Source organism: Flavobacterium fryxellicola (genome assembly GCF_900143245.1).
In the GTDB taxonomy this organism is placed as follows: Bacteria; Bacteroidota; Bacteroidia; order Flavobacteriales; family Flavobacteriaceae; genus Flavobacterium; species Flavobacterium fryxellicola.
This window is the reverse complement of record NZ_FRDK01000001.1, coordinates 245,702-270,128: the sequence shown is the minus strand read 5'-3', so window position 1 is coordinate 270,128 and position 24,427 is coordinate 245,702. Positions and strand designations below refer to the sequence as shown.

At 35.8% G+C, this 24,427-nt stretch carries 19 protein-coding genes and 1 tRNA gene; 10 read left to right on the top strand and 10 right to left on the bottom strand.

All coding sequences use genetic code 11. The features are described from left to right. Positions 1-36: 36 nt before the first annotated feature. From BUA03_RS01165 to BUA03_RS01140, 6 genes are all read right to left on the bottom strand, one after another. Complete coding sequence (locus BUA03_RS01165; RefSeq protein WP_066079418.1) at positions 37-705, bottom strand: hypothetical protein; 669 nt, start codon at positions 703-705, stop codon at positions 37-39. A gap of 370 nt (positions 706-1,075) precedes the next feature. After that, a complete protein-coding gene (locus BUA03_RS01160) occupies positions 1,076-4,243 on the bottom strand; it encodes an efflux RND transporter permease subunit (RefSeq protein ID WP_066079421.1) in 3,168 nt (1,055 codons plus the stop codon). Between the two features lie 77 nt (positions 4,244-4,320). Then, positions 4,321-5,382 carry an efflux RND transporter periplasmic adaptor subunit gene (locus tag BUA03_RS01155; RefSeq protein ID WP_066079424.1) on the bottom strand — a complete coding sequence of 354 codons (1,062 nt, stop codon included), beginning with the start codon at positions 5,380-5,382 and terminating at the stop codon, positions 4,321-4,323. Positions 5,383-5,386: 4 nt separating this feature from the next. Beyond that, on the bottom strand, positions 5,387-6,727 hold the full coding sequence (locus tag BUA03_RS01150) for a TolC family protein (RefSeq protein WP_066079427.1): 1,341 nt from the start codon (positions 6,725-6,727) through the stop codon (positions 5,387-5,389). A gap of 2 nt (positions 6,728-6,729) precedes the next feature. Next, positions 6,730-7,326, bottom strand: a complete 597-nt coding sequence (locus tag BUA03_RS01145) for a TetR/AcrR family transcriptional regulator (protein ID WP_066079430.1) — start codon at positions 7,324-7,326, stop codon at positions 6,730-6,732. A 157-nt stretch (positions 7,327-7,483) separates the two neighbouring features. Beyond that, on the bottom strand, positions 7,484-8,005 hold the full coding sequence (locus tag BUA03_RS01140; RefSeq protein WP_066079433.1) for a YceI family protein: 522 nt from the start codon (positions 8,003-8,005) through the stop codon (positions 7,484-7,486). A gap of 212 nt (positions 8,006-8,217) precedes the next feature. Between BUA03_RS01140 and BUA03_RS01135 the strand changes: the two genes are divergently transcribed. Continuing rightward, positions 8,218-9,192, top strand: a complete 975-nt coding sequence (locus tag BUA03_RS01135) for a polyprenyl synthetase family protein (protein ID WP_066079435.1) — start codon at positions 8,218-8,220, stop codon at positions 9,190-9,192. 189 nt (positions 9,193-9,381) lie between these two features. Next, the gene (locus tag BUA03_RS01130) at positions 9,382-9,732 is read left to right on the top strand and encodes a hypothetical protein (RefSeq protein ID WP_066079438.1); all 351 of its coding nucleotides are present in this window, start codon (positions 9,382-9,384) and stop codon (positions 9,730-9,732) included. Here BUA03_RS01130 and BUA03_RS01125 read toward each other — a convergent pair whose 3' ends face one another. Together BUA03_RS01125 and BUA03_RS01120 are read right to left on the bottom strand one after the other, a co-directional pair. Next, a complete protein-coding gene (locus tag BUA03_RS01125) occupies positions 9,733-11,064 on the bottom strand; it encodes an alkaline phosphatase D family protein (protein ID WP_066079442.1) in 1,332 nt (443 codons plus the stop codon). It lies immediately after the preceding gene. A 9-nt stretch (positions 11,065-11,073) separates the two neighbouring features. Then, positions 11,074-11,616 carry a hypothetical protein gene (locus BUA03_RS01120; RefSeq protein WP_066079445.1) on the bottom strand — a complete coding sequence of 181 codons (543 nt, stop codon included), beginning with the start codon at positions 11,614-11,616 and terminating at the stop codon, positions 11,074-11,076. Positions 11,617-11,736: 120 nt separating this feature from the next. Between BUA03_RS01120 and BUA03_RS01115 the strand changes: the two genes are divergently transcribed. Both BUA03_RS01115 and odhB read left to right on the top strand, forming a co-directional pair. Then, the gene (locus BUA03_RS01115) at positions 11,737-14,511 is read left to right on the top strand and encodes a 2-oxoglutarate dehydrogenase E1 component (protein ID WP_066079448.1); all 2,775 of its coding nucleotides are present in this window, start codon (positions 11,737-11,739) and stop codon (positions 14,509-14,511) included. A gap of 204 nt (positions 14,512-14,715) precedes the next feature. Then, positions 14,716-15,945, top strand: coding sequence for a 2-oxoglutarate dehydrogenase complex dihydrolipoyllysine-residue succinyltransferase (gene odhB, locus BUA03_RS01110; RefSeq protein ID WP_066079450.1), 1,230 nt, complete (start codon positions 14,716-14,718; stop codon positions 15,943-15,945). A 106-nt stretch (positions 15,946-16,051) separates the two neighbouring features. Here odhB and BUA03_RS01105 read toward each other — a convergent pair whose 3' ends face one another. Continuing rightward, entirely contained in the window at positions 16,052-16,495 is a 444-nt protein-coding gene (locus BUA03_RS01105) for a retropepsin-like aspartic protease (protein ID WP_066079455.1), read from the bottom strand. Between the two features lie 138 nt (positions 16,496-16,633). Here BUA03_RS01105 and BUA03_RS01100 point away from each other — a divergent pair, with 138 nt between their 5' ends. From BUA03_RS01100 to BUA03_RS01080, 5 genes are all read left to right on the top strand, one after another. Continuing rightward, positions 16,634-17,413 carry a TatD family hydrolase gene (locus tag BUA03_RS01100; RefSeq protein WP_066079458.1) on the top strand — a complete coding sequence of 260 codons (780 nt, stop codon included), beginning with the start codon at positions 16,634-16,636 and terminating at the stop codon, positions 17,411-17,413. Positions 17,414-17,478: 65 nt separating this feature from the next. After that, positions 17,479-18,615: a 1-acyl-sn-glycerol-3-phosphate acyltransferase gene (locus BUA03_RS01095; protein ID WP_066079461.1), complete on the top strand. Its 1,137-nt coding sequence runs from the start codon at positions 17,479-17,481 to the stop codon at positions 18,613-18,615. Beyond that, positions 18,605-19,633, top strand: a complete 1,029-nt coding sequence (locus BUA03_RS01090) for an asparaginase (protein WP_066079464.1) — start codon at positions 18,605-18,607, stop codon at positions 19,631-19,633. The genes BUA03_RS01095 and BUA03_RS01090 overlap by 11 nt, the downstream gene beginning before the upstream one ends. 60 nt (positions 19,634-19,693) lie before the next feature. Then, positions 19,694-19,778 (top strand) — tRNA-Ser (locus BUA03_RS01085). Positions 19,779-20,378: 600 nt separating this feature from the next. After that, positions 20,379-21,080, top strand: coding sequence for a porin family protein (locus tag BUA03_RS01080; protein ID WP_066079467.1), 702 nt, complete (start codon positions 20,379-20,381; stop codon positions 21,078-21,080). Here the strand turns inward: BUA03_RS01080 and BUA03_RS01075 are convergent. Further along, on the bottom strand, positions 21,075-21,680 hold the full coding sequence (locus tag BUA03_RS01075; protein ID WP_066079470.1) for a hypothetical protein: 606 nt from the start codon (positions 21,678-21,680) through the stop codon (positions 21,075-21,077). The two genes, BUA03_RS01080 and BUA03_RS01075, sit on opposite strands and share 6 nt — an antisense overlap. A 224-nt stretch (positions 21,681-21,904) precedes the next feature. On the opposite strand from BUA03_RS01075, the gene BUA03_RS01070 reads away from it, so the two are divergent. Further along, complete coding sequence (locus BUA03_RS01070) at positions 21,905-24,346, top strand: bifunctional UDP-N-acetylmuramoyl-tripeptide:D-alanyl-D-alanine ligase/alanine racemase (protein WP_066079473.1); 2,442 nt, start codon at positions 21,905-21,907, stop codon at positions 24,344-24,346. Positions 24,347-24,427 lie beyond the last annotated feature (81 nt).

Genomic DNA, 24,427 nt, shown 5'->3' with positions numbered 1-24,427 from the left:
AGCAGGAATTTCAAACAAACCACTTAAACTTACAAACTATTTCCTATCTATTCGTATGGCACCATTTCCAGATACTTTGGCATCTTCAATCTTTGCTTTTGTACCGTTTGTTCTGTAATAGTAATAATCATCATCAGTGTCGTTTTGATTGTTACCATAACCATAATCGTTACGTCCATCATTGTTTTGGTTGTAGGCGTAAACTCTGCCTCCTTTTACTGATCCAACAATATCCACAATTTGACCACGACGGTTGTATATAATCTCTAGGCCTCCTACGCGCTCTAAAGCATAACGGTTGTACGTCATGTAAACAGAGCCAATTCTTTTTACACGGTCATTAGCATCGTAGTTAATGAACACATTTCCTACTTGTCTTACTCTACCTAAGTTGTCGTGCTCCACTCGTACACCATAATTTCCTTTGCGGTTTTGACCTGGTGCGCCGTGCGTTTTGTTGAAACCGTTTTTTCCTTTTGATCTATAATACAGGTCACCATTGCTTGTTGGACGTGTATTAAAATCCAATAGTCCGTCAGGAAATACATAAAACTCAATTCCTCGTTCTGTGAACACAATTGGATCATCATTTCTAAAATCTACTAGCGATTTTGTTGTTACAGAAAAAACTGTTTTTTCTGTTGCGTTGGCTATGCTACCTCCTAATACGAAGATGCTAGCAACTAAAAAGGTAATTTTTTTCATGATACTTCTATTTTGAATTTTGCCTACTCTTGAGCGTTTCGGCGTTCGCTTTTTTTACTTATTTGATTAGGTATATTCAAGTAGCATGCCAGAAATGTAAAACAAGATGTTGCGTTTCTAAATAGTGAATTCCGTTCTTGCGTCTAATTGTTTTTAAATCAGTCGTTTATTAATTTAGAAAAAGATTTAAAAATATTAGTTAAAATGTGACTTTAAGACTTTTTTAATAAAGTGGGAATGGGAATTTGGTTTCGTTTTCCTGATTTTTGGAAAACTACAAGGCGTAGATCAAAATAAATTGTGATAAAAGTGGGCATAAAAAAACCTGCTCAAACTAATGAACAGGTCGTTTCTTTATTAAAAATAGGACTTAGTGCTTTGGTGTAAAACCATCTTCACTCAATTCTCGATGCTCATAATCAGCAACCATTTCGGCTTCATAATCTACTTTCTCACCTTTAGAGAATTTAGCAATTAGTTTCTCCATGATTTCGTAAATTACTGGAACGACAATCAAGGTTAGGAACAAGGAACTTATTAATCCACCAATAATTACCCATGCCAAACCATTTTTCCATTCGGCTCCAGCTCCAGCGGCTAATGCAATTGGGAACATACCAAAAACCATTGCAATTGTTGTCATTAAAATTGGACGAAGACGCGCATGATTCGCTTGAATTAAAGCCGTTCTAATTGTTTCGCCGGCGGCTCTACGTTGATTGGTATAATCCACAAGCATAATCGCGTTCTTACACACCAGACCAATTAGCATGATCACCCCAAGAATAGTAAAGATATTCAAGGTGTTATTTGTTAGGGCTAATGCCAGTAATGCTCCAATAAACGAAAGCGGAATAGCAAATAATACTACGAATGGATGCACAAAACTGTCATACAAGGAAACCATCACAAGGTAAACCAAGATAATAGCAGCCAATAAAGCAATTCCTAAGGTTCCAAAACCTTCTGACTGGTTTTCTTGATCACCACCAAAAATGTAGTTTACACCCGTTGGTTTTTTCAGTTGATCTAATTTTTCTTGCCATTGTGAAACAATTGTTCCAGCAGCAACTCCTACGTTTTGCCCTTTTACCGTTACCGATGCCGTTTTGTCTCTACGTTCCAATTGGCTTGGACCAGAACCTTCCGTAACGGTTGCAAATTGATTTAACTTGATTTGTTGACCAGAGTCGTTGATGAAAATCAAGTTGCTTACATCAGCAATACTTTTTCTATCGAATGCATTGTATTTTATGTTGATGTCGTATTCGTATTCCCCAGCTCTGTAACGTCCATCTGTGTTTCCACTAAAAGCCGTTTGCATAGTCATCCCTACAGTTTGTAAGCTTAAACCAAGTGCAGCCATTTTATCGCGGTCTACTCTTACGTTTACCTCAGGATTTCCGTCTTCTACAGATAATTCAATCTCTGTCGCTCCTGGAATGGTACGCAATTCTTTTTCAGCAGCAATAGCGAATTGCATTGCACTGGCTACATCTGGACCGGTTACAATCAAATTCAAAGTCGCATCTTCAGCCGTTCCTAAAATACCTACTGGAACCGTTTTAACTTTTGCACCAACTAATAATTTCTCTAATTTTCGTTTTGTTTTTGCGGCATATACATTTGCAGGTTCATCGCGCTGGTCTAATCCAACCATTTTCACGTTGATTTCTGATTTGTAGGCTGTTGCTTGCGAAGCGCCAAGCCCACCACTGATTTGACCTACAATAGTAAACTGGCTATGAATAAAAGCTTCTTTTTCTAAAAACGCTTCTGCTTTTTGCGTCATAAAGTTGGTTTGTTCCAGCGAAGCATCTTTTGGCATTTCGATTTGAACTAAAAACTCTCCACTGTCTGAGGCTGCAAAGAATTCGCCACCAATAAATCCGGCAGGGACTAAGGCAACCGAACTAAAAAATAAAACTAAAACAATGGCAAGTGTTGTTTTATAATGATCCAAGGACCACGTTAACAATCCAGAAATCCAGTTGATGAAACGGGTTAAGTAACTTTCAAATCCAAGAATAACTCTTCCGAAAAAGTTTTTACCTTCAATATGTTCTAGTTTTCCGTATCGCGATGACAACCAAGGAATAATAGTAAACGAAGCAACCAACGATAATAAAGTAGATATAATTACAGTTACACAAAATTGCGTAATGATATTAGAAACCAGACCAGAACTCAATGCAATGGGTAAAAATACCACCACAATTACAAGTGTAATCGATACTACAGTTCCACCTATTTCGGCTGTACCATCATAGGCCGCACGCACTTTGTTTTTACCCATTTCCATGTGCCTGTAAATATTTTCAAGAACCACGATGGCATCATCCACAAGAATACCTACAACGAGGGACAATCCTAATAAACTCATTAAGTTCAGGGTATATCCCATTAAATAAATTCCAATAAAAGTGGCAATTAATGAAGCTGGAATCGACACCATTACAATCAGCGAGTTTCTAATGCTGTGCAAGAAAAATAACATCACTAAGGCCACTAAAAGTACGGCTATAAGTAAATCGTGTACTACCGCATCTGCAGCTTCAAGAGTGAAAACGGTACTGTCTTTTGCTATTTCTAATTTTAACCCATCGGCTTTATAGTCCGTTTCTAGTTTAGCAATTGTTTTTACCAATTCTTCGCTTACCGCAACGGCATTGGCATCTGATTGTTTTATGATTTGTAATATAATCGCACTTTTCTGATTGACACGTGCCACTTTTTCAGTGATTTTCTGCGTATCTTGAACATCGGCAATCTCACGTAAACGAACTTGAATTCCGTTTTTTGAAGATACAATTAGATTTCTTAGCTCCTCAACATTCTTGTATTTTCCAGCCAAACGGATTAATATTTTTTGCTCTCTCGTTTGAATATTTCCTGTTGGGAAATCCAAGTTCGAGGATAAAATATTTTGTTGTACCTGTGGAACCGAAAGGCCATAAGCCTGCATTTTTACCGCATCAAGATTGACTTGAATTTCTCTTTCTTGTCCACCCGTAATAGTTACTTGTGCCACACCTTGAACTCTTGAAAGTACGGGTGCTAATTTTTTATCTACTAAGTCGTAAAACTCAACTTCGTCCATTTTGCCGTTGGCACCAATAGTCATAATTGGTAAATCGCTCAAAGAGAATTTATTTAAAGAAGGGGCTTGCGCATCATCTGGTAAATCATTTATGATCGCATTGATTTTGCGTTGTGCATCGTTCATCGAAATGTTAACATCAGCATTAGAGGTTAATGTAATAGCAACTGTTGACAAACTTTCAAATGACTTGGAGTCAATTTTCTTTATGTTTTCTAACGAAGAAATCGCGTCTTCGATTTTCTTAGTAACGGTATTTTCGACTTCGCTTGGCGATGCACCGGGATAAACGGTTGCAATCGAAATTACGTTTGTTTCAAATTTAGGAATCAATTCGTAGCCCAATTGGCTGTAACTGAACAGTCCTCCTAAAGTTAGTATCGTAAATAACACGATGACCAATGAGGGACGTTTTATGGATATTTCTGCTAATTTCATGTTTTTATCTGGCTTATGCTTTAAGCTTTAGGCTTTGAGCTGTTTCTTTATGACTTTAAGACTTTCGGCTTTAAGACTTATTTTATAACATCCACTTTAGATCCCTCTTGAAGGTTGATTTGACCGGTAACAATTACCGTTTCGCCATCTGAAAGGCCGTTTAGAATTTCAACTTTGTCACCAAGAATTCTCCCAGCTGTTACTGACTTAAGTTTAGCAGTTCCATTTTCGATTACAAATATTTCGTTGCTGCTTACACTTCCCACAAAAGCATTTCTAGGAACAACCATTAACAATTGTCTTTGTTGACTAGCGGTAAAAGCAGCTGTTCCATACATTCCAGCTTTTAGGTCATTGGAAGCAGTATTAGCAATTTCAATCTCTACAGGAAAGTTTAAATTGGAATCTGATTTTGGAGCAATAAAGGTAATTTTTCCAGAGAATTGAGCATCTGGATACACACTAGCGGTAACGCGAATTGAATTGCCTAATTTTAAACCTGCCACTTGATTTTCATTGACATTTACTTGCAGTTTCAATTTGGAAACATTTACAATGTCAAATAAAGGAGTTCCAGCGCCAAGAACGGATCCTGGTTCCACATATTTTTTATTCACAATTCCGTTGATTGTGGCTTTGATATTGGTATCCCCAATGTTTATTTTTGCTTGCTGTAATCTTGATTTTGAAGTTACTAAGCTCAATTTAGCTTGGTCTAATTGTTGTTTAGTAACTCCGCCTGTTTTGAAGGCATTTTCAAAGCGACCAAAATCCGTCAACGCATTTTGATACGAAGCTTGTGCCGTTTGTAAGTCAGCTGATATTTGCTCACTTCTTACAATCGCTAAAGTTTGACCTACTCGCACTCTGTCGCCTTCATCAACGAGAACACGGACTACTCTTCCTGATTTCTCAGCAGAAAAACTCAATTCTTGTAACGGTGCAAAATTTCCGTTTGCTAAAAAATCAAGTGAAACTTCTTCCGTTTTTACCGTAGCTACTTTAACAGAAATACTAGCGTTTTTCTCTGCAACGATAGCCGTTTTTGCCTCGTTTTCCTTTTTGTTATTCGTTAAAACGTATGCGATGATGCCTAAAGTGGCTACAATTAATACTATGGTTAGTATGCTTTTTTTCATTTTGTTAGTTATTTATAAGTGTTTTTAATTCTCCTTTTGATTTGATTAATTGTATTTCTGCTAGTTTGTAGTCTAATATCGCTGATGTATAGTTGTTTTGTGCTTCAGTCAAGGCGTTTTCTGCGTCTAGCAAATCAGTCAATGAGGCTAATCCTTGTACATAATTATTTCTTGTATTATCCAAAACTTGCTTGGCTAATTGCGCATTTTCTTTTTGATTAGTAATTGTCGTTAAGCTGTTGTCAATTTGAGTTTTTGCATTGGCGAAAGCCAAGTCTAGCGATAATTTAGTATCTACCAAGTCTTCTTTTATCGAACGCAAATCAACATCAGCTTGTCTCACTTTGGCACGAGTTCCAAATCCTGTAAAAATGGGTACTTTTAAATTCAAACCAATGGAAGAGAAATCAGACCAATATACGCCGTCAGCTGGTTTTCCACCAATAGGCATTTTAGGCCCTTGACCAATGTAATTGTATCCAGCGCTCAATGATAAAGTAGGATAATAACCGGCTTCGATTGCCTTTTTTTGATAGGTCAAAAGTTGTTCTTGCTTTTTCAAAAGTAAAAATTCCGATCTGTTCGCTGTATTGGGAGTTTCTGATAACGATTGTGGACTCACTTCAAATTCCGTTTGTGGGATCACGATTTGAGTTTCTATGGGCATTCCCATGTAAAATTTCAGCGCGTTTTCTTGAATTTGTACGGCATTCAATACTTGCTGGCGTTGCGTGCTGATGTTTGAAATTTTTACTAGAATTCGATCTAGATCAATTTTTTTGGCCAGACCATTATCGTATTGCCCTTTGATGATGTTTTTTACTTTGTTGGTATTTTTAAACGTGCTGTCAATAACCGTAAGTTTTTGTCGTTGTACATATACTTGATAGTAGTTATTCGCCACACGCTCAATTACTTGTTCCTCTGTTAATTGTTCATTGATTTGGTAAAACTCTCTAGTCGATTTAGCCGCTTTCAAACCCGTAAAAACCGTTTGGTCAAATAGGGCTTGTGTCAATGAAACACCAGCGGTAGAAATCCAAGGTTGGCCAAAAGCAGCTTGAATCGTAGTTCCTGGCTGTCCAAATCCTGCTCCATCAATAACGGTTGTTTGTAGTACAGGGTTGTACGTCAAATTGCCATTTGCCGAGATTTGAGGTAAAGCTCTAGAACGTACCTCTTGAATTTGATATTCGCTGTTCTCTACTTTGAGTTTTGCTTTTTTAGCATCGGCTTTGTTCTCTAAGGCGTAGTTTATGGCTTCTTTCAGTGTAAGCGATTTTACTTCTTGTGCATTGGCACCCAGCGCAAATGAAAGAATTATTAAAAGAATTGTTTTTTTCATTGTTATGTAATTGGATTAAGTAAGTTTTTTTCTAATTCGGTAATTCCTTTTTCTGTAGCCATTGCCCTTGTATGGTATTCTAGTGCGTCATATTCAAGTACGTAAGCTTCCCTTTCTGACGGCGTGTTTTCGTTAATACTGAAAATTAAGTAATAATAAAACTTTACATACGCTTCTACATTTAGCCCTTCTCTGTACAATCCTTGTGCAATTCCTTTTTCGATGTTTTGTCTAAAACAAAACTCACATTCGTCGATTTGAAACTTAATGTTGTTTTTGTAAACTTCTGGGTAATGCTTCTTTAGTTGATAAATTGGGGAGCTTTCCGATGATTTAAACATGTTATCAAACATGCGCCTGAATTCAAAATTTTCCTCAATAGCATTGTAGTTTTTAGAAATTACTTCATCTATAAGTTCATGCACTTCTTTGTGAATGACTTGAACACTTTCCTCAATCAACAATTCTTTATTGGCAAAGTATTTATAGATTGTTTTTTTTGAAATACACATTTCACTAGCAATATCATCCATAGTAATACTCTTGAAACCTAATTTCAAAAACATCTCTTTTGCTTTGAATATAATTTTCTCTTTCATTTTTTTGTGCTGAAATAAATTCAGTGTTTTTTCATTAGGTTAAAATTCAACGCTTTAAAATTTTAAAATAGAGTACAAATGTACAAAGGAAACTTTAGACACTAAAATAGTTTCCGATAAATTTGTAATTATTTAACTTTTTCTTAAGCTTGTCACTTTACACTGTAAATTCCAAGTTAGCAATCAGTTTAATGTCCTGACCCAAAGCCAAGCCGCTATTTTGATTGAAGGAATTAAAGGTTAGGTCAAAATCCTTACGGTTAATTTTTCCAGTTATTTCAAATGCTGCTTTTTTATCACCGTTGTATGCATTTATCCCAATAAATTCTGCGTCTAATTCAACTGCTTTAGTAATGTTCTTAATCGTTAAATTTCCTTTTAAAAAATTTATGTTTTTTGTTACTTTTTCGAATGAAGTAGATTTAAAGCTAATGATGGGATATGCAGTGACATCAAACAAATCTTTCATTTTTAAATGAGAGTCAATCTGCTCTAGTTTAGCATCTTTAGTATTGACATCCAAAAAAAATTCAATCGAGGCATCTTTGATTTCATTGTTTTCAATATCAATGTGGCCGTTAAATTTGTTTATTGATCCTGCTAAATAAGCAATTATCGAATGTCTCATTTTAATCAAAACATCAGATTGATTGGAGTCAATGGTCCACTTGGTTTTCATAATTCGTTGGGTGTAGTAAAGGTAAACGATGCTTACACTTGCTTAAAAGATAATATTAGGGTTTTGAATGGTAAAGTTCGGATGCAAATGTAAGATGGAAACTTTGAATACCAAAATAGTTTCCAATGTATTTTGATTTATTTAACATTTGATACTGAAACGGAGTTTGTAATGCAAATTGAATACTGTAAATTAGCCGAAAAATTTGTTCTATGCATACCATTTATCAGTATCAGGAGTTTCTTTCAGCGTATTTACAATCACAATATGAAACCAAAGAGCCTAGAAATTTATACGAGCCCATTCATTATATCTTGGATCTCGGCGGCAAAAGAATTCGTCCAGTCCTCACATTAATGACCGCGGAGATTTTTGATGCAGATTATAAGGAAGCACTTCCGGCAGCATTGGCCGTGGAAGTTTTTCATAATTTCTCCTTAGTTCATGATGATATTATGGATGATGCGCCTTTGCGAAGAGGACAAGAAACGGTACATGAAAAATGGAATTTAAATACTGGGATTTTATCTGGAGATGCGATGCTAATCTTGGCATACCAATATTTCGAGCAATATGAACCAACTGTTTTTAGAGATTTAGCAAAATTATTTAGTAAAACAGCACTTGAAGTTTGCGAAGGACAACAATGGGACGTTGATTTTGAAAAACGAAATGATGTTACTATTGCGGAATACCTAAAAATGATTCAATATAAAACAGCCGTTCTCGTTGCTGCAGCCATGAAAATGGGAGCTATTATTGCTGAAACTTCTGTTGAAAACGCTAATTTAATATATGACTTCGGTCTGAATTTAGGTTTGGCTTTTCAATTGCAGGATGATTTTCTGGACGCTTTTGGCAATCCAGAAACCTTTGGAAAGCAAGTGGGTGGCGATATTATAGAAAACAAGAAAACATATTTGTATCTTAAAGCAGTTGCTTTTTCAAAACAAGAGGAAGCAGAGGAATTGAAAAACTTATTTTCTATCCAGCCTGAGGACAGTACCGAAAAAATAGCACGTGTAAAAACGTTGTTTGATACATCGGGTGCTTCAAAAGCAACACAGGATGCGATACAAGATTTTACGTTGAAGGCTTTTCAAACTTTGGATCAAATGAATATTAGTGCCGATAAAAAGGAAATGCTAAAAGCGTTTGGACAAAGATTGATGGGAAGAAAAGTATAAATTGTAGACTTTTGACTTTAGATTTCAGCAATAGTACATTTGTTATTTAGAAATAATTTCTGCAAATCGAAAAGTCCACTAATAAAAAGAGCCATTACTTAAATAGATAGTCTTGTTTCTGTAATCAAAAATTAAGGCTATTTATGCAAATCTGAAATCTACAATCGTTAATCTACAATCTGAAATCAAATGTTTATAGTTCCAAAAAATACCGATTTATTGCTTACCGAAGCTGAAGGTGAAAATTTATATTTGAAATTAATTGAACAAATAAACAAGGATTTCAATTTGGCTAATGAAGCAATCGACCTTGCCTTGAGCAGTACTCCAGAGGAATTGAAAATGCAGTTGCATGAAAAAATTTACCGACTTATTCAGTACAAGTTTGCCGAATATCTCAATTTGCTTTATATCATAGATGTATCCGAAGAGGAAATAAAAAAACTAGACGGTTCTGATTTAGTTATCCTCGCTGAGCAAGTTGCCTTTTTAATTTTGAAAAGAGAATGGCAAAAAGTATGGTTTAGAAATAAGTATTAGTTATTGCAATTCCTTTTTTAAGATTGTTTTGTTCCACAATTCACTTCCGTTTGCATCAAATAAAGTAAGTTTCATTTGTCGGTTTTCTTGGTTACCCAAAAAGGAGATGGTACCAAAATTATGCTGTACAAAGGCACTTCCGGGAACTTTGTATTTATTATCTTCACTTAAAACCTTTTGAGAGGCAACACCAGATGTTAATGGAGAAACGGTCCAGTCATAAATGGGATAACTGTTATTTCTAGGTAGCATTGACATTTCAGCAAAATGCCTGTCCCCACTTAAAAAGAAAATACCTTTAATCTTATTCGCTGTAATTTCTTGGAGTAGTTTTTCTTTTTCTTCTGGAAAATGGCTGTAGTTTTCACTATCGAGTACGGTGTTTAAAATTTGGCCACCAATAACCACTATTTTAAAACTCGCCTCCGATGCGCTTAATGCGTCAATTAACCATTCAAACTGCGTGGTGCCTAACATTGTTTTAGCTCCTGTAATTCGGGCTTCCGGTGACCTGAAAAACCGTCCGTCGATTAGAAAAAACTGTGCGTCTCCCCATGTAAAAGTAGAGAAAACACCTTCGTTTTGATTTGGATTCATTCCGTAGTATTTATTCGCCCAAAAATCTTTAAAAGCTTTTTGAGTACTTTGTTTGTTATAAAAGCTACGGTCACTGTTGTCTGGTCCATAATCATGATCGTCCCAAATAGCAAAATTTTGAGTTTTTGCTAGTAAAGGCTGAATTTCCTTAATCGATCTAGAGTGTGTATTTCTGTGATAAATCCCCGTTTTACTGTCCCAATCCGATTCTCTTAAATAGGTGTTGTCTCCGCCCCAAATCATGATATCTGGATTTTTTTTAGCAATGCTTTCAAAGATGGTGTATCCGCTACCATAAGGTTTTCCTGGCCTATCGAGTTCGGGTTCGTTAATATACATGCAACTGCCAAAAGCAATTGTAAAATCAGGAGCGTCCTTGCGCCATTCCCATAATTTTTTTGATGAAAAAGAAGTTTCGTAAGGCAAGATTATTTTTTTGTTATCTATGAAAACAGTGTACTTGTATTTTTTGCCAGGTTGTAATTGGTCTAAAATAATATGATAGGTATATCCAACCTCCTTTGAACTAGTGTAATTCTCAGAATGAAAGACTTTAGACGGATTGTCAGTTGTAGAGTATTCTACTTTGATAGTAGCGTTTTTATTGGTTTGAAGCCAAATGACAGCTTCTTTCATTTCACAATAGCCTACCATAGGGCCAGATTGTAAAATAGAGTTTTGCGCAAAACTTAAATTTATAAATAAAATTGAAAGTAAAAATATGATTTTTTTCATGGGATGTATTTAAAAGTAGAATCTGATAAAAGGCATAAATGCGCTGCCGTATATATTGTTTTTATCCGTCAAAACATTGTAACGGGCGCCAATTGTGGCATTTCCAGATCGATAACCAGCGCCTATAAATAATGCTGTATTCCAGTAATTTTCTGAATTGCTATTGGATCCATCTAAATTTACATTCACTCTTAATTGTTCTAGTTCAGCCGAAAGTTGGATTTCAGGTAGGGGATTAAAAAGACCTATTACACTTCCTCCATATAAATGCGAAGCGTAAAAATCCTTTTGTTTTAAATATTTGTACTGTAACCCAACACCTAAAGCGACATATTCATTGAAATTATAAATGACACTTGGCGCCACTGAAATATCGGTATAGCCTGAGCCAAAACCTAAGCCGATACCACCTCCAAATTGTACATTTCTCCAAAACTGATTTTCCAATTGCACAGGCACATCATTTTGTTGTGCAAAGAGACAACTTGAAAAAAACACAGTGATTATCACCAAAAATGATTTGGAATAATTCAAAAAGCAATTCTTTGTCATAAGTTTCTAGTTTTTTAACAATATTCAATGTAAAAGTATCTTAAAATAAATTAGAAATTTATTGTATTATCGTACTTTTGCGAAACTATTTTAACAAAAAAGGTATATTCACTAAACATTATGGATAGGTTTTCATTTTTAAACGCAGCACACACAGAATTTTTCGCACAATTATACGATCAATATTTAGAGAATCCAGATAGCGTAGAGCCAAGTTGGAGAAGTTTTTTTCAAGGTTTTGACTTTGGGATGACGACTTACAATGAGGAAAATCCGGTCGAACAAATAGCAAATTTTGCCTCTAATAATACAGATGTAAGCTTGGTCTCTGATAAACTTCAAAAAGAGTTCAATGTATTGAAATTGATTGATGGATATCGTTCCCGCGGCCATTTGTTTACTAAAACAAATCCGGTTCGAGAAAGACGTACTACATCGCCAACACTTGAAATCACTAATTTTGGACTTTCCTCCACAGATTTGAACACTGTGTTTGACGCCGCAAAGGCCATTAATAGACAACCGTGTACCCTTCAGGAAATTATAGCTCACCTTGAAACTATATATTGTCAGCATATTGGGGTGGAGTACATGTACATCCGCAAGCCAGAAATTGTAGAATGGATTCAGAAAAAATTAGGGGTCAACGACAATCAGCCTAATTTTTCTTCAGATGAAAAAAAATCAATTCTGAATAAATTGAACCAAGCTGTTTCTTTTGAAAACTTTTTGCACACAAAATATGTAGGTCAAAAACGTTTTTCACTTGAAGGTGGAGAATCAATTATTCCAGCTTTGGATGCTTTAATAGAAAAAGCAGCTGAAAAAGGGGTAGAACAATTTGTAATGGGAATGGCACACCGTGGTCGGTTGAATGTTTTGGCCAATATTTTTGGCAAGTCAACGCAAGACATTTTCGGCGAGTTTGACGGTAAAGATTACGATCAAGAATATTTTGATGGGGATGTAAAGTACCACTTGGGGCTAACGGCTGATAAAGTAAGTAGTACAGGTAAAAAAATCAATATTAATTTGGCTCCTAACCCTTCGCACCTTGAAACAGTAGGTGCTGTAATCGAAGGAATCACAAGGGCAAAACAAGACAAATACTTCCCAAATGATTTCTCTAAAGTATTGCCAATCGCCGTTCACGGGGATGCCGCAATTGCAGGTCAGGGAATTTTGTATGAAATTGTACAAATGGCGCAACTGGACGGTTATAAAACAGGTGGTACCATTCATATTGTAATTAATAATCAAGTAGGATTTACCACTAATTACCTTGATGCACGGTCATCTACCTATTGCACGGATATTGCTAAAGTAACGCTTTCTCCAGTGCTGCACGTAAATGCAGATGACGCTGAAGCCGTAGTACACGCCATGTCATTTGCATTGGATTTTAGAATGGAATTTGGTCGCGATGTGTTTATTGATTTATTAGGGTATAGAAAATACGGGCACAACGAAGGGGATGAACCTCGTTTTACACAACCCGTATTGTATAAAATCATTGCTAAACACAAAAATCCAAGAGATATTTACATGGAAAAATTACTTGCAGATGGAGTAATTGACAACACTTTTGTAAAAGGATTAGAGCACGAATACAAATCAAAATTAGAGGTGAATTTAGAAGAATCTCGCAAGAAGGATGTAACCATAATTACGCCATTCATGAAAAATGAATGGAAAGGTTTCGAGCAAGTTTCTGATGTTGAAATGCTAAAAAAAGTAGATACTACGTTCCCCATAGCTGGTCTTACGGAGGTGGCAAATGCTATTTGTAACCTACCTGCAGATAAAAAATTCATCAGCAAAATTCAAAAACTGATCAATGATAGAAAAACAATGTTTTTCGAAACGAACAAGTTGGATTGGGCTATGGCCGAACATTTAGCTTATGGTTCCTTGTTAAAAGAGGGATATGATGTTCGTATTTCCGGACAAGATGTGGAGCGCGGGACCTTCTCTCACCGTCATGCGGTTGTTAAAGTAGAAGATTCAGAAGAGGAAGTAACATTGATCAGTAGCCTAGAAGGTGCAACGGGTAAATTTAATATATTCAATTCACTTTTATCTGAATATGGTGTTTTAGGATTTGATTATGGTTATGCCTTGGCCAATCCAAATACCCTTACCATTTGGGAAGCTCAGTTTGGAGATTTTGGTAATGGAGCCCAAATCATGATTGACCAATACATCTCTTGTGGAGAAGATAAATGGAACAACCAGAACGGAATTGTTTTGTTGTTGCCTCATGGATATGAAGGACAGGGAGCAGAGCATTCTTCTGCTAGAATGGAGCGCTTTTTACAACTTTGTGCCAGACATAATATGTATGTTGCCGATTGTACAACACCAGCCAACTTCTATCACTTGCTAAGAAGACAAATGAAAACAACTTTCCGTAAACCACTTATTGTATTTACACCAAAAAGTTTGTTGCGTGATCCAAGAGTGGTTTCTACAGTTGAAGAGTTTGCAACGGGTACTTTTCAAGAAACTTTTGATGACAGTACGGTGAATAAAGAGGAGGTAAAAACACTAGTTTTCTGTACCGGAAAATTCTACTACGACATTACCGCTGAAAGAGAAAATCTTGGTAGAAATGATGTAGCGGTAGTCAGAATCGAACAATTATTTCCATTGCCTGTGGAGCAATTAAAAGATATTATTGCTAAATATCCAAATGCTGACGATTATGTTTGGGCACAAGAAGAGCCTAAAAATATGGGAGCCTATAGTTTCATGTTGATGAATTTCGATTTAGTAAAATGGAGATTAGCATCGTTAAAAGCATACGCAGCTCCTGCCTCAGGAAGTTATACAAGAGCAAAACGCCGTCAGGCAGATGCTTTACGAATGATTTTTGATAAAAATTTGTACAGATAGTCATTGCGGTAAACGAAGCAATCGCATCAAAATAGATATTTTTAGGAGCTATTTCCTGCTGTTCACTATATCTTTTTCTCCGCTGAAAAAAGCGGAAGAAAAAGGATGCCGTTGCCATCAGGGCTAAAAAATAGCACATATAACAAACATAGATTGTTTCAGAACAATTTAAAACTTAAAATTCATAATTTAAAATAATAGAACATGATTTTAGAAATGAAAGTCCCATCACCGGGGGAATCTATAAAGGAAGTTGAAATTGCAACTTGGTTGGTAAAAGATGGAGATTATGTAGAGAAAGACCAAGCCATTGCTGAGGTTGATTCTGATAAAGCAACATTAGAATTGCCTGCAGAAGCCAGCGGAATCATTACTTTGAAAGCAGAAGAAGGCGATGCTGTAGCAGTAGGAGCAGTCGTTTGTCATATTGATACCGACGCAGCTAAACCCGCAGGTGACGCAGCCGTTGCAGAAGCCCCAAAAGCAGAAGCCCCAAAAACAGAAGCTAAAGTTGAAGCACCGAAAGCGGCTCCAGTAGCTCCAGCAGCAACTTATGCCGCAGGAACACCTTCTCCAGCAGCAAGAAAAATATTAGAGGAAAAAAACATAACGCCAGCTTCCCTTTCAGGAACTGGAAAAGACGGACGAATAACTAAAGATGATGCTGTAAATGCAGTGCCTTCAATGGGAACTCCTACAGGTGGTTCTCGTGGAACGGAGCGTACTAAATTATCTATGTTGCGTCGTAAAGTAGCGGAGCGATTGGTTGCTGCTAAAAACGAAACGGCCATGTTGACTACGTTCAACGAAGTGAACATGACCCCAATCAATTTGATTCGTAATGAATACAAAGATGCGTTTAAAGCAAAGCATGGTGGAGTAGGTTTAGGATACATGTCTTTCTTTACCAAAGCAGTAACCAGAGCCTTAAAATTATTTCCAGATGTAAACTCTATGATGGATGGTGATCACAAAATTGCGTTCGATTTTTGCGACATTTCCATTGCGGTTTCCGGACCTAAAGGTTTAATGGTTCCTGTAGTTCGTAATGCTGAAAACCTTACTTTCCGTGGCGTTGAAGCTGATATTAAAAGATTAGCGATCAAAGCACGTGATGGCCAAATCACAGTTGATGATATGACAGGTGGAACTTTTACGATTACCAATGGTGGTGTTTTTGGAAGTATGTTGTCTACTCCAATTATCAATCCGCCGCAATCAGGAATTTTGGGAATGCACAATATTATTGAACGTCCAATTGCCGTAAACGGAAAAGTGGAAATTCACCCAATGATGTACGTAGCGCTCTCTTATGATCACCGAATTATTGACGGTCGTGAGTCTGTAGGTTTCTTAGTGGCTGTGAAAGAAGCTTTAGAGAATCCTATGGAATTGCTGTTAGATAACAACCCTAAAAAAGCATTCGAATTGTAATTTTATATTATAAACCTATGAGGTTTTCGAAACCTCATAGGTTTTTTACAAATAAAAATCCCAAACTCCTTAAATTGGAATTTGGGATTTTTATTTTTTGAGATTTCTATTGTTTCAACAAATACAAACAATGGTTGTAATAGTCTACAATCGCTTTGCCTTTCATCAAAATGTCAGCTCCTATAATTCCATGCACTGGTTTGGACTTATGTTGCACTAACGCTTCATTGACGTGAGACAAATCAAAAATTACAAGTTCAAAGTTTGTATCTTTCCATGAACCAAGTTGTAATTGATTTTTTAAAGCGAGTTGCGTGGTCATTCCAGTTGCACCTGCTCCTGAAGCTTTAGTCTTAGATTTTTTAGCTTCTAAGAGAAATAAATCAACACTCTCAAATCCCACACAACTGTTTGACGCTCCAGTGTCCAAAATAAAATTACCAACCACACCATTAATTTTTGCTCTTATTAAAAGATGCTGTGTTTTAGTGATTTTAAATTTTACTTTTTTATAATTTTCCTTTTTAAGGACAGTGTGGAGGTTTTTCATTTAAGCTGAATTTATTTCAGTAACTTTTTTATGTTTCGCAAAGATACATGGAGTTTGTGAAGGAATCCAACGAATCTTTTTAAAACCATTTTTTCGCCAACTTTTATTCTTGTAATTTTGTGTCCTTAAACGATACACTTGGAAACAAAAGTAATACTTACCGATACCCACACACACCTGTACAGCGAAGAATTTGATCAAGACCGAGATGAAATGATACAGCGTGCGCTTGATGCTGGTGTTTCGCGTTTTTTTATTCCCGCAATCGATTCTACCTGTACTGAATTGATGTATGATTTGGAAAAAAAGCATCCTGATACTGTATTCTTGATGATGGGTTTGCATCCCACTTATGTTAAAGATAACTATCTTGAAGAGGTACAGCATGTGGAAAACGAATTGGCCAAAAGAAAATTTTATGCGATAGGCGAAATCGGAATCGATTTATATTGGGATAAAACCCATCTTAAGGAGCAGCAAATTGCTTTCAAAAGGCAAATACAACTAGCGAAAGACTATAAATTACCCATTGTTATCCATTGTCGAGACGCATTTGATGAAATATTTGAAATTTTAGAGGAAGAAAAATCACCTGAATTATTTGGTATTTTTCATTGTTTTTCGGGTACGCATGAACAGGCATTACAGGCGATTTCGTATAATATGAAGCTAGGAATAGGCGGTGTAGTAACTTTTAAAAATGGAAAGATCGACCAGTTCTTGAAGCAAATTGATTTACAGCACATTGTTCTAGAGACGGATTCTCCTTATTTAGCTCCTATTCCGTATCGAGGCAAAAGAAATGAAAGTAGTTATATTGTGAAAGTGGTGGCCAAGTTATCCCAGATTTATGATCTGTCGGAAAATGAAATCGCTAGTATAACTACGGAGAATTCTAAAGCTATTTTTGGGATTTAAAACAGAATTCACATTATTTTGATATTTTTTTTGTTCATTTGCCATCATAAAAATTGAGAACCCCAATGCAGAAATTTGACGCTATTCGGCCATTTTATAATTCCGAGATAAACGAAGCACTTCAGAATGTTGTTAATCATCCAATGATGAAAGCATTGATGAATTTTACTTTTCCTGGCGTAGCAGACGAAGTTTGGAAAGAGCAACTTCGAAAAACACATTCTATTCGAGATTTTCAGTGTAATTTCATTTATCAATCCGTGCAAAGAGTATTGGAAAAAAGCTCTGATGGTTTGACGACTTCTGGTTTTGAAAACTTACAGCCAAACACCTCTTATTTGTTCATTTCGAACCATCGTGATATTCTTTTGGATACCACATTATTGAACACGGCACTCTTTGAGCATGGTTTAGTGATGACTGCTTCAGCAATTGGAGATAATTTAGTCAAAAAATCATTTTTGAATACATTAGCGAAACTAAATCGGAACTTTCTGGTGCAGCGGGGCTTAACGCCAAGGGAAATGTTGCAAAGTTCAAAGCTGCTCTCCGAATATATTGGTGATTTATTACTTCACGAAAATCGTTCGGTTTGGATCGCACAACGCGAAGGTAGAACGAAAGATGGCAAAGACGAAACCAATCCTGGTATTTTAAAAATGCTAGGAATGGGCTCAGATGAAAAGAATTTGATGGATTATTTCAGAAAAATAAAAATTGTACCCGTCTCTATTTCATACGAATATGATCCTACTGATGCTTTGAAAATGCCACAACTAATGGCTGAAGCCAATAATGAAGTATACATCAAAGAAAAAAATGAAGATTTCATGACTATTCTTAGTGGTGCCTTAGGGCAAAAGAAACGAATTCACATTCATGTAGGGAAAGTTCTCGATACTGAAATAGATGGAATTAAAGCCGAAAATGACAGTACAAATAAGCAGATAGTTGCCGTAGCACAAGTAATTGATGATGCCATATTAGGGAATTACGAGTTGTGGCCTACCAATTTTATTGCGTATGATATCGTACATAAAACGAACCGCTGTTCGCATTTATACACTGAAAATGAAAAATCATTATTCGAACGCCGACTAGAAATGCGCATTGACCATGATAATCCAGTGGCTTTGGATGGTTTTCTGGCCATGTATGCCAATCCAGTTGTGAACAAGTTAAAATACCACGATGTTGTATAAAGCTAAAATACTTTTGATCTACACCGGTGGAACCATTGGGATGAGGAAAGATTTTGAAACAGGAGCGCTGAAAGCATTTAATTTTAGTAAATTATTACAGCGAATTCCAGAATTGAAACAATTGGACTGTGAAATAGAAACTATTTCGTTCGAAAATCCCATCGACTCTTCCAATATGAATCCTGAAGAATGGTCTAAAATAGCTGCTATTATTGCCGATAATTATGTAGAATTTGATGGGTTTGTTGTATTGCACGGGTCAGATACCATGTCTTATTCCGCATCAGCATTAAGTTTTATGCTCGAAAATTTAGCAAAGCCAGTTATTTTTACGGGTTCTCAATTGCCAATTGGAGACTTGCGTACTGATGCTAAAGAAAACCTAATCACTGCAATTCAAATCGCTTCGTTACGAGATAATGAAGGGCCTGTTATCAACGAAGTATGTCTCTATTTTGAATATAAATTATACAGAGGCAATCGAACTACAAAGATAAATGCGGAACATTTCAAAGCATTTACATCTCCAAATTATCCTGAATTGGTCGAATCTGGAGTGCATTTAAATTTGAATCCAGAATTGTTTTTGCCTAAAAATATAAATAGGGAATTTATTGTACATAAAACCTTAGATACTAATGTGGCTATTATAAAAATGTTTCCAGGTATCAGCGAAGCCGTTTTATCCGCTATTCTAGGTATTCCGGGTCTTAAAGGAATTGTTTTAGAAACCTATGGAGCTGGAAATGCCCCTACCGAAGATTGGTTTTTACACGTATTAAAAAAAGCAATCTCCGAAGGTTTACATATAATCAATGTGACACAATGTTCCGGCGGAAGTGTGAACATGGGACAATATGAAACCAGCACCGGAATGAAAGAAATAGGAGTGATTTCTGGAAAAGACATCACTACCGAAGCAGCAATAACAAAATTAATGTTTTTATTGGGTCAAAAAACAGAAGCAAAAGACTTTAAAGACGTCTTTGAAACTTCTTTACGAGGTGAAATCGCATAATATTGATTTTTTACTTTCGAAACTCATTTTTTTTCTTGTTCTTTGCAGCCTTAATAAAATAGAGAGGTGGCCGAGTGGCTGAAGGCGCACGCTTGGAAAGCGTGTATATGGCAACATATCGAGGGTTCGAATCCCTTCCTCTCTGCAAAGAAAAAATGCTTCCTGAAAGGGGAGCATTTTTTGTTTTAAAGCGGGACAAACGTTTTAGTTTGACTATGCTTTAAAACAAAAAAGGGTCAGGCTTGCAAAGCCAAGCATTATTTCTTTGTGGGACGCCCTCTGTGGGATCAACGGAGTTAATCCCTAATTTAAGCAGGGCAAACGTTTTATTTTGACAACGCTATAAAAAAGGATCTGGCATGAAAGGATAAGCATTTATTTCATTGTGAGACACCCACTCTGGGATCAACGGAGTTAATCCCTACTTTAAAATTAAAATAGCGTTACAAACTTTTTAGTTTGACTACGCTATAAAACAAAAAAGGATCTGGCATGCAATGCCAAGCAGCGATTTCGTTATGAAACTACCTATGTGGGATCAACGGAGGTAATGCCTTGCCCAGTGCTAATAGAAGTTATCTCCATCATTTTATATCAGATTTTTTTTAAAGTATAAAAGTAAAAGTTTATTTGTCTATAAACCACTTTAAAAAACCGTCAAAATCCTATATTTGTATTGTTATAATGTGAATTAGAATCGGACCGTGTTTGGAATAATCATTTAGCAATTTAAATCAATCAAAATATGCGAATTTTTCTTAGTTGTTTTCTGCTGCTTTTAGCTGCTCCTGTTTTTTCCCAAGAAAACACAATAACTCAAGATACACTTGTTTTGAAAGTCGATTCCTTGTACCGAGAAGATCAGTTTTATTTTGCCATAACATACAATACGCTTACCGATAAACCAGCAGGGTTGTCGCAAAGTAAATTTTCTTCAGGATTTTCAGGAGGTTTTTTAAGAGACATGCCTATCAATAAGAAAAGAACCATAGCTGTTGCTTCCGGCATAGGTTTTACTTACATGAATCACAATCAGAACTTGGCTATTTCTTCAACAGCCGAAACCCCGTTTTATGCCCTTATTGATCAGGAAACAAAGTATAAGAAAAATAAGTTTTCCATGCTTTCTATTGATGTTCCTATTGAATTCAGGTGGCGAACCTCGACTTATGAAAGTCATAAATTCTGGAGAATTTACACCGGAATAAAGTTCAGTTATTTGTTGTATGACAAGTCTATTTTTGATAGCAATGCGGGTAAAGTCGAAGTTACTGGAAATAAAGATTTTAATAAATTTCAGTATGGAGCGTATGTTTCATCAGGATACAACACGATAAATCTTTATTTGTATTATGGTTTGAACCCATTGTTTCAATCTGCTAAGGTAAATGGCGAATCCATTAACATGAAGTCATTAAATTTCGGAATTATTTTTTACATTTTATAACCACAGAACCAACAAAAGTAATTGTGGTATAGCGCCCAGACAAAAACCGATAACCAGTTCTTTATAGGTATGCGCTTTCATTTCTAACCGTGAAGAAGCTATGAACCCGTTGAGGAGAATTAAAATTGTAATCGTGAAGATACTCTGAATACGAAGGTGCAGGCTTAAGCCAATAATAAAAACGGTCAAAGAACTAATGGCGATCAGGTGAAGACTCGCCTTAATATTAGCAAATAATAGAATCAAGGCTAACAAAGTACTTAAAAGTCCTCCCAATAAAAAAAAATGCAATTCGGTATAGCGATCAATGGTAATGCTCTTGCGAACCAATAAAATAATCAAAAAACAGTGAATGATTAATGGGATTTTGCGTTGCGATATTTTTGAAATCATTACAGAATCTATGTTCCCTGTTGCTCGCAATAGTAAAAATGCAAGGATGGGAATGAATACTGTGACGATGACAACTTGAAAAAAAACAAATATTTTTTCATGACTTACAAAATCAGCATCATTATAAAAAAGATAAAACAGCGTCGCCATTGCCGGTATAAATATCGGGTGGAAAATATAGGAAAACGATGGGAGAATTTTTTTCAAAAGGACTCATTTTTATCTAAAAACAAATATAAGTAATCTGCTAAAATTAGTAAAGCTATTGCCACTGTTTCTTTTTCATAAACAAACGCGATTGCTTATATTTAAAGTATATCTAAGCCTACGTTTTGAAAAGAAGTGGTATTTTTGAGAAATTTTTATAAACGCATAAACGGTAAATCCCTTGCTTTCCAGAAAAGAAATTTACCACAATCTCTTCTAATTTCATGAGACAGAAAATCCTAAATAGCATCCAAAAAATTCCTGCAACATTCCTAGGAAGCCAAGACAATAGTGCATTAGATGCAGTTTCTATTGACAGTCGGTCTTTGCAAAATGGTCCTCAAACCTTATTTTTTGCCTTAGTAGGAGCCAATACTGATGCACACCTTTATATTAAGAATCTAATTGTGACTGGTGTTCACAATTTTGTAGTGACGCACATCCCAAGCGAATGTGAAACTAAAGCTAATTTTTATATTGTCGACGATACCTTAGTAGCCTTGCAACAATTTGCAGCAAACTACCGCGATTTTTTCGATTTTCCTATTATTGGACTCACAGGAAGTAACGGCAAAACAATAGTAAAGGAATGGCTAAATTTTTTATTAAGTCCTGATTATAATGTTATTCGGAGTCCAAAAAGTTATAATTCCCAAATTGGAGTTCCCTTATCTGTTATTGCAATCAATGAGAAACACAATTTAGGGATTTTCGAAGCAGGTATTTCAACTAGTTCAGAAATGGCCAAATTAGAGGAAATTATCAAACCTACCGTTGGAGTTCTTACCAATATAGGTTCAGCACATGACCAAGGTTTTTTAAATGTGGAAGAGAAAATAAAGGAGAAAATGTCGCTTTTTAAAAATTCGAAGGTCATCATTTTCCAAATCGATAACAGGGTGGATTCTTTTGTTTTTCCAAAAACTAAGGCATTTACCTGGAGTTTTGTCAGCAAAGAGGCAGATGTTTTTATTGTTAAAAATAGGGTTTTGGACGATACTATTTTGAATGTTCAATTCGGAGAAGAAAATTTTGATGTAAAAATTCCGTTTCAAGATGCGGCATCAGTAGAAAATGCAAGCTCGTGTCTTATGGTATTATTGTATTTTAAATACGATATAAGTACCATTCAAAACCGAATGCAACTATTGTATCCAGTCGAAATGCGATTAAAAGTCAAGAACGGAATCAATAATTGCAGTATTATCGATGACAGTTACAGCTCCGATTTTCAATCGCTAAAGATTGCGTTGGATTTTCTTGAAAGTCAGAAGCAGTATGAAAAGAAAACAATTATTTTGTCTGATATTTTCCAAAGTGGATTGTCTAAAAACGAATTGTATACCAAAGTTTCTCAGTTAATTGTCTCGAATAAAATAGATCGCGTTATTGGTATTGGAGAAACAATTTCGGAGTTCAAAGATAAATTTACGAACTGTATCACTTTTAAAAATACTGCTGCATTTATTGCTGATTTTGAAAACTTGGATTTCAGTAATGAAACTATTTTGATAAAAGGAGCGCGATCTTTCCAGTTTGAAGAAATCGTTTATTTACTTGAAGAGAAAACGCATGAAACTGTTCTGGAAATTAACCTGAATGCCATCAGTTATAACTTAAATTTTTTTAAATCAAAGCTCAAGCCAAAGGTCAAAATTATGGTTATGGTGAAGGCTTTTGGATATGGAAACGGCGGACTAGAGATTGCCAAATTGCTGCAACATCATAAAGTAGATTATTTAGGAGTGGCTTTCGCCGATGAAGGAATTTCGTTAAAAAACGGCGGTGTAAATGTACCTATTATGGTTCTCAATCCAGAGAATACCAGTTTTGCAGCCATTATTCAACATCAGTTAGAGCCAGAAATTTACTGCTTGAAAGGGTTGCATGCTTTTTTGAAAATAGCGAAACAAAAAAACTTAGAGCAGTTTCCAATTCATATTAAATTTGATACGGGAATGCATCGCTTAGGCTTTGAAGAAAATACTATAGAAGAGCTTATCGCAACGCTCAAAGGAAATAATACAGTTCAAATAAAAAGTATTTTGTCACATTTGGCGACGAGTGATGCTCTCGAACACATGGATTTTGCACATTCACAAATTGCTTTATTCGAAAAATTGTCTTCTAGATTGATGTCTGAATTACAAATAAAACCATTACGACACATTTTGAATACCTCGGGTATTAGCAATTTTCAGGAATCACAGTACGATATGGTTCGGTTGGGAATTGGTCTTTACGGAATTTCAAATGATCCCGAAGAACAAAAACAATTGGAAGATGTAGGTACATTGAAATCCGTTATCTCGCAAATAAGAACTATTGCTGCGGGAGAAAGTGTGGGTTATGGAAGGAAGTTTATGGCTGAAAAGCCAACAAAAGTAGCTACCATTCCTATTGGATATGCCGATGGGATTTCCAGAGGCTGGGGAAATGGCGTAGGATTTGTAACCATCAAAAATGAGAAAGCAAGTATTCTGGGCAGTATATGTATGGACATGCTTATGGTAGATGTTACTGGAATAGATTGTAAAGAGGGCGATGCGGTAATAGTTTTTGGTCAAAGCCCCACGGTGGCATATATGGCTCAAAAATTAAACACTATATCGTATGAAATTCTTACTAGTATATCGCAACGGGTGAAACGGGTGTTCTTTCGATAGCATTATTTTTTCAGTATAAAAGACACAAATGTTAATTTTTTATTTATTTTAGCGAATAACTAATGAAAATAGGGATAAGCA